This is a genomic window from Aureibacillus halotolerans, assembly GCF_004363045.1.
GTDB classification, from domain to species: domain Bacteria; phylum Bacillota; class Bacilli; order Bacillales; family DSM-28697; genus Aureibacillus; species Aureibacillus halotolerans.
Genome location: NZ_SNYJ01000002.1, coordinates 335922 through 341921, shown reverse-complemented (window position 1 = coordinate 341921; position 6000 = coordinate 335922). Strand labels below are relative to the sequence as shown.

Here is a 6000-nt window from a genome sequence, read left to right as displayed (position 1 = left end):
CAAGCGTTTTCAACTAGCCTGATCCGGGCAACTAAAGCTCTTTCTTTGTTGCTTTGCCTTGTCAGGTGCTCATTGCCCTGTGGCAACGCCGCTCCTCCTAAGCCTTCGTGTCTAGATAAGTCAAAACTTGCTCTAACGACTAAATGACTCTACGCATTTTTCCGCTCAGCAATGCCTCAATATTGTCCAGTCATGTTTGTGCTCTCTTCTGTCGGTTCTAACGAAGCTTCTTTCTTTGCACGGTACCTAACAAACATGGAAATGTTACAAAGGATTCCCACAGAAGCCATTAAGAGCACGAGCGAAGATCCACCGTAGCTTATAAATGGCAATGTAACGCCTGTGACTGGAACTAAACCGGACATCGCCCCCACGTTTACAAACGTCTGTATACCAATCATGCAAGAAATCCCTACGGCAAGGAGGCTACCAAAAACATCTTTGCACCGGATAGCTGTCTGCAACCCTTTGACAACGATGAAACCAAGACCAAAAATAACAAAAGCGACCCCTAGGATTCCAAGCTCTTCTGCAATAATAGCAAGAATAAAATCGGTATGAGGCTCTGGAATAAATCCTTTTTGTACACTTTGTCCTAAACCGACACCCGTCAATCCTCCTGTTCCCATGGCGAGGTAGGATTGTATAAGCTGAAAGCCGCCTGCTTCTGGATCAGCAAACGGATGAAATGCAGACGCAAAACGGCGGGTTTGGTTTTCAGACGCAAAAAAAAGCATTAAAATCGTCACACTCGCTGCGCCAAGACCCATTAAACCTAAAATATGTTTCCAACGCAGACCTGCACATAGTATTACAGTTGCAGAAATGAGCAACACAATCATTGCTGAGCCTAAATCAGGCTGCTTGTAAATAAGTCCAAAAATCAACACGATAAAAATCAACGGCGGTACAACAGCAACAGAAAATTGATTTATGTATGCTTGTTTTTTTGAGAACACACCAGCAAGATACAATATAACACCCAGCTTAGCAAATTCGGCAGGCTGTATTGTGAGTTGAGCAAATTGGATCCATGATTGCGCGCCACCACCAATAGTACCGATTGCAAACACAGCAAACAATGCAGCAACACATGCTAAAATGATCCATTTGTACAAACTTAAATAGATTTTATACGGAAGCAGCAAAGTAACAACAAAAATAAAAAGAGCAACAGCAAGCGACCTGAGCTGTCGCCAGAAAAAATAATCAGGCTCTACGCCAAACTCGTTGGATACGGCCACGACGATACTTGCGCTAAACACCATCAAGCAGCCAAAAATACTTAAAAGAACCGGCATTGAGACAAGTGTATAATCAAAGTTTTTAAGCATTTTCTTTAACAAATAAAGCCACCCCAAGCGCATTTTCTCATATGTATACTATTCGTCTTCTGGAGTCTGTTTCCTGTCTGCCAGAGTGACTTTATCGGGTTCTTAGGCAAAAGAAAAACCCACACCATCGCTAATGCGGCGACAGTCTGAGCTTATTTTGCGTTCATCGTTGCTTCATGCAGGGCAAAAAGCTCCCGTTCAAGCGTCTCAATTATATCTCTACCCGCTTGGTCCTCAACCAACCCCAACCGGACCGCAAAGTGGATTTCACGCGATAGCCCAAACATTTGTGTGTCTAGTACTTCTTCATAAAGAGGACATTGGGGCATCGTAAGATTATCCATTTGAACTTTTATGAGCTTAAGAATCTTTTCGGCATCTTCTTTTAGCAACGCTAAGGCTGCACTTTGATGATTGATTGCCGTCTCTGATATCATCAACCGATCCCTCCGTTTAACACAGTTGCTTGTCTCCACATCATATCGCTTTAGTCCGTAAAAAGCAAGATTTGCTGAACAAAAACTCATAGAGCAATCATTTTGTCATTGACGAACCTAACCATTTTAAACTAAGTGTTTAAAAATGAGCATACACCACTAATTGTTTACTGCTGCCTTAAAAGATGTGGAGGTCATAGGCGTGTGAGATTATTTCAAGAGCACGCATACCCCCAATGCTGTTGCCTTTGTCATCTAACGCTGGTCCATAAATGCCGATACCTCCCCATCCTGGTATACTTGCGACAATTGCCCCTGAAACCCCGCTTTTTGCCGGGATACCGACCCGAATGGCAAACTCTCCAGAGGCGTTGTACATGCCGCACGTGACCATAAACGTTTTGCAAATCCTTGCAATATGTGCGGGCAAAATAATCCGCTTCGTCACAGGGTCTTTGCCATCATACGCAAGAACAGCGCCAATCCTAGCCAAATCTTTACAGCTCACTTCAATCGCACATTGATGGGAATAAAATTCTATAAGATCTTCCACATGACCACTTAACAGCTTATGCTGCTTTAAAAAATAGGCAAGTGAACGGTTTAAATGTGCCGTTTCAATTTCTGATTTAGCGACCTCATGATTGTATTTTCTTTCTGGGACATTCGTCATGTCGTGCACTAAATCCAAAAGCCTTCCTAGTTTTTCATGAAATGTCGCCCCTTTAATTAATGAAGAAACGACTAAAGCACCTGCATTAATCATCGGGTTGAGTGGCTTTACGTTTTGCATCGTTTCCAGTTTTGCAATAGAATTAAAAGGGTCGCCTGTTGGTTCCATACCTACATGCTGAAAAACCGTCTTTGCCCCGTGATCCATTAAAGCTAGGGCGAGTGCAATGACTTTGGAGATACTTTGAAGCGTAAAGGTTTGCTCGGTTTGACCTGCATGAAAGCATTTCTCTTCATCGTGGTAAATGCTAATGCCAAGCAGAGAAGGCGACGCCTTTGCAAGGGCGGGTATATACGTGGCTACCTTCCCATGTGTTGTCATTTTCACCGCTCGCTCAAGAATTTCAGCGAGCTCACTAGATGTTTGACAGTACATCTTTTGACCTCCGTTTTTTCTTGCTATCATCCCCTGTCGATTTCATTTTTACCCATTGCAGTTTATTTGTAATTTTGAACAAAGGAGCGTTTTAGATGAATCCAGAAATTGTTTTAATTCGTGGCAACGTCAAATTCCCCATTACACTTGATCCAAGTGTTTGGATTTTTGACAAAGCAAAAATTGATTTAGATGAGTTTTTTGCCATCGGTGAAGCCGCCATTACGAAAAGTGACGCTAGAAGCGATCAACGTATGACGAAAAAAGAGCGTGATGAGGTATTGGAAAAGTCATTCGCGATGGCTATCGCGCCATACATTGAACGGTCAGAGCCAGATACAGAGGCGAAAAGCATTCGTATACATCACAGCGAACATGTAACAGATGTCCCATTTGAGAAAGGCATCTCGATGGTTGCCGCTTTTTCAAATCATGGCAAACCGCTACGCGATGATGGTCCAGTGCATCTATATTTTGCAGATAGAACGAACCAGCAAGATCCGTTCCGAAACGTAACAACAATTGAGGTTATTTAAAAGAAGCCTCTTCCGAAAACATACGTCATCGATCATGGAATAATGACTCCATGATCGATGCTATACTTGACCATTGAAAGCCTTTGTCAATGGCTTTTTTAGTATCACAACCAAAGGCTTACAACAACTGCGCTGAAATCCTCGCTAGCTCTGAACGCTCTCCCTTCAACAATCGTATATGGCCACTCAGCGGCTGATCTTTAAATTTTTCTACGACGTAGGTCAGACCATTGTTGTATGGATCCAAGTAAGGGTGATCAATTTGTTCGGTATCCCCCATTAGAATAATCTTACTTCCCTCCCCTACTCTCGTTAAGATGGTTTTGACCTCATGTTTTGTAAGATTTTGCGCCTCATCAATAATGATAAATTGCTCAGGCAAGCTTCGACCACGAATATAGCTTAATGCCTCTACTTCAATAGAACCTAAGCCGGCAAGAATGCGATCCAGTTCTTCGCGCTTCTTTACCGAAAATAGATGCTCTAGATTATCCAAAATAGGTTGCATCCAAGGCTTGAGCTTTTCTTCCTTCTCACCTGGCAAATAGCCTATGTCTTTTCCGACTGGCACAATCGGCCTTGCCACGAGCAGCTTTTTAAAGCGTCTCATTTCTTCCGTTTGCAGCAAGCCCGCCGCCAAGGCTAACAATGTTTTTCCAGTGCCTGCTTGTCCGGTGAGCGTAACGAGAGGAACATCTTCACTTAGCAATAGCTCCAGCGCCATCGTCTGCTGAACATTTCTCGGACGAATTCCCCATACTGAATCCGTTTGTTTCGAAAAAGGCACAATAAAGCTGGCGGTCGAATCTAAGCGCCCTAAGCTCGATCCTGATGGATTTTCTTGCGCCTTGACGATGACAGCCTCATTGGGGTAGAAATCTTCGTCTAATAAAGCAACTGAGAGGCTTCCCTCTTGATAAAACGATTGGATATGCTGATTGTCTAAATACACCTCGCTAAAGCCTCTATACATATCGTCCGATTCAATCACGCGGTCATTCAAAAAATCTTCAGCCACAACGCCAACCACATCTGCTTTTATTCGAACCATCGCATCCTTTGAAACAAGCACAACCCGTCGGCCCTCTTCTTTTTCTTGCTCTTCTAACATCAAATTTAAAGCAACTGCAATAATACGATTGTCATTCGTAGGTTCTAAGAAAAATTGATTTAACGTATTGAGCGACCGATGATTCAGCTCGACACGTAACGTACCTCCGTTGTCTAATAAAATGTTGTCGTGCAGTTTGCCTCTTTTTCTCAAGCCATCCAAAATTCTTGCGATCGTTCGTGCATGAACGCCTATCTCATCTGGGAATTTCTTTTTCGCATCCGTTTCTTCTAAAACAATCGCCGGAATGACAACCTGATTGTCTTTAAACGCATATAACGAATATGGATCTTGTAGGAGTACATTTGTGTCGAGCACATAAATAGTCTCCAAATTCAGGCCTCCTGTGTAGTGTTTTTACGAAATTGAAGGCTTTTCTTTTTATTGGTGTTAGGCTATGTCTATGTACAAGCAAAGTGAAAAAGAATGAAATCCATACAACTCCCTGTGTCCGAAAAAAGGCATAATATGCTCGAAAATCATGTGAAAGTGTTTGAAAAGAGAGCAAAGTATCCGGAAATCGCAAATAAAAAACCCTGGTCCCAATGGAGACCAGAGCTTGCTACTATTAATTCACGACATCTTTTAATTGCTTGCCCGGTTTAAAAGCAGGTACCTTGCTTGCAGGGATTGTCATTTCTTTTCCTGTTTGTGGGTTACGTCCCTTTCTTTCAGAACGCTCTCTTACTTCAAAGTTTCCAAATCCAACGAGCTGGATTTTTTCACCTTTTTCAAGTCCTTCAGAGATTGAAGAGAATAGTGCTTCAACAGCACTTGTTGCATCCTTTTTTGATAAACCACTCTTTTCAGCTACTGTAGAAATCAAATCATTTTTGTTCATGTCGTTTCCTCCTAAAGAATAGATAATAGACGGTGTTTCCATTATTATTGCCTTAATTCAACGCTACTAAACAAAAAACCTGCAAATCTGCGAGAATTTCATACAAAAAATGAACCGCATGAGACTAAAAAGTAGTTTCACTGCTTTTCTAATTGACACTTCTGTGGCACACTAAGAACGGCAAGTCTGAATGAGTGGAGGAACCTCTAGTGCGTGTGAAATGTGTGTTATGCGAAAAAATCGACCGTATTGATGACTGGTGTCCTATGGCGAAACGTCTAAGGAACCGTCCTTTACATACGTATATGTGCGCTGAGTGCGATCAACGGATACGGAATAATTCCAATTCGGATACAGTGCCCGTAAAGCCACCGACGCGTTCGTTAAGTCGATGGGACTAAAGGGCATATCCTCTGTAAAATGGCGATAAGCGGGAAACCTCTTCACCTGCTTTGCTCGCCTGGATCCCCATGTATGGATGCACAATGCGGACCATGGCTTCGCTTTGTTTCCTCGATCTTCTTGCTTCTCCTCGTGTTGTAAAAGGCGTTCATGAAATACCGATGATTAAAGCGCTCAAAAAAGCACCCTAATCAACATACGATTAGGGTGCTTTTAAGTTTAAGCTGGCAT

The 6000-nt window shown here is 42.6% G+C and carries 6 protein-coding genes and 1 pseudogene; 2 read left to right on the top strand and 5 right to left on the bottom strand.

Going from position 1 to position 6000, the window contains the following annotated elements; all coding sequences use genetic code 11:
* Positions 1–176: 176 nt before the first annotated feature.
* The 3 genes from EV213_RS03795 to glsA all read right to left on the bottom strand — a co-directional run bounded on the left by EV213_RS03795 (position 177) and on the right by glsA (position 2879).
* A complete protein-coding gene (locus EV213_RS03795) occupies positions 177–1346 on the bottom strand; it encodes an FtsW/RodA/SpoVE family cell cycle protein (RefSeq protein WP_133579159.1) in 1170 nt (389 codons plus the stop codon).
* A 140-nt stretch (positions 1347–1486) separates the two neighbouring features.
* Positions 1487–1771 (bottom strand): Fpa/YlaN family protein, encoded by a 285-nt coding sequence (locus EV213_RS03790; protein ID WP_133579293.1) that lies wholly within the window; start codon positions 1769–1771, stop codon positions 1487–1489.
* A gap of 178 nt (positions 1772–1949) precedes the next feature.
* Positions 1950–2879, bottom strand: coding sequence for a glutaminase A (gene glsA / locus EV213_RS03785; protein ID WP_133579158.1), 930 nt, complete (start codon positions 2877–2879; stop codon positions 1950–1952).
* A 95-nt stretch (positions 2880–2974) separates the two neighbouring features.
* On the opposite strand from glsA, the gene EV213_RS03780 reads away from it, so the two are divergent.
* Complete coding sequence (locus EV213_RS03780; RefSeq protein WP_133579157.1) at positions 2975–3415, top strand: hypothetical protein; 441 nt, start codon at positions 2975–2977, stop codon at positions 3413–3415.
* Positions 3416–3533: 118 nt separating this feature from the next.
* Here EV213_RS03780 and EV213_RS03775 read toward each other — a convergent pair whose 3' ends face one another.
* Together EV213_RS03775 and EV213_RS03770 are read right to left on the bottom strand one after the other, a co-directional pair.
* A complete protein-coding gene (locus EV213_RS03775) occupies positions 3534–4859 on the bottom strand; it encodes a PhoH family protein (RefSeq protein WP_133579156.1) in 1326 nt (441 codons plus the stop codon).
* 235 nt (positions 4860–5094) lie between these two features.
* Positions 5095–5367 (bottom strand): HU family DNA-binding protein, encoded by a 273-nt coding sequence (locus tag EV213_RS03770; RefSeq protein WP_133579155.1) that lies wholly within the window; start codon positions 5365–5367, stop codon positions 5095–5097.
* Between the two features lie 209 nt (positions 5368–5576).
* Here EV213_RS03770 and EV213_RS21030 point away from each other — a divergent pair.
* A pseudogene (locus EV213_RS21030) lies at positions 5577–5699 on the top strand (YlaI family protein); the annotation flags it as partial.
* Positions 5700–6000 lie beyond the last annotated feature (301 nt).

Coding starts and splice junctions, on each gene's coding strand:
- EV213_RS03790 (WP_133579293.1), bottom strand. CDS start 1,771: ATGATATCAGAGACGGCAATCAATCATCAAAGTGCAGCCTTAGCGTTG.
- EV213_RS03770 (WP_133579155.1), bottom strand. CDS start 5,367: ATGAACAAAAATGATTTGATTTCTACAGTAGCTGAAAAGAGTGGTTTA.
- glsA (WP_133579158.1), bottom strand. CDS start 2,879: ATGTACTGTCAAACATCTAGTGAGCTCGCTGAAATTCTTGAGCGAGCG.
- EV213_RS03780 (WP_133579157.1), top strand. CDS start 2,975: ATGAATCCAGAAATTGTTTTAATTCGTGGCAACGTCAAATTCCCCATT.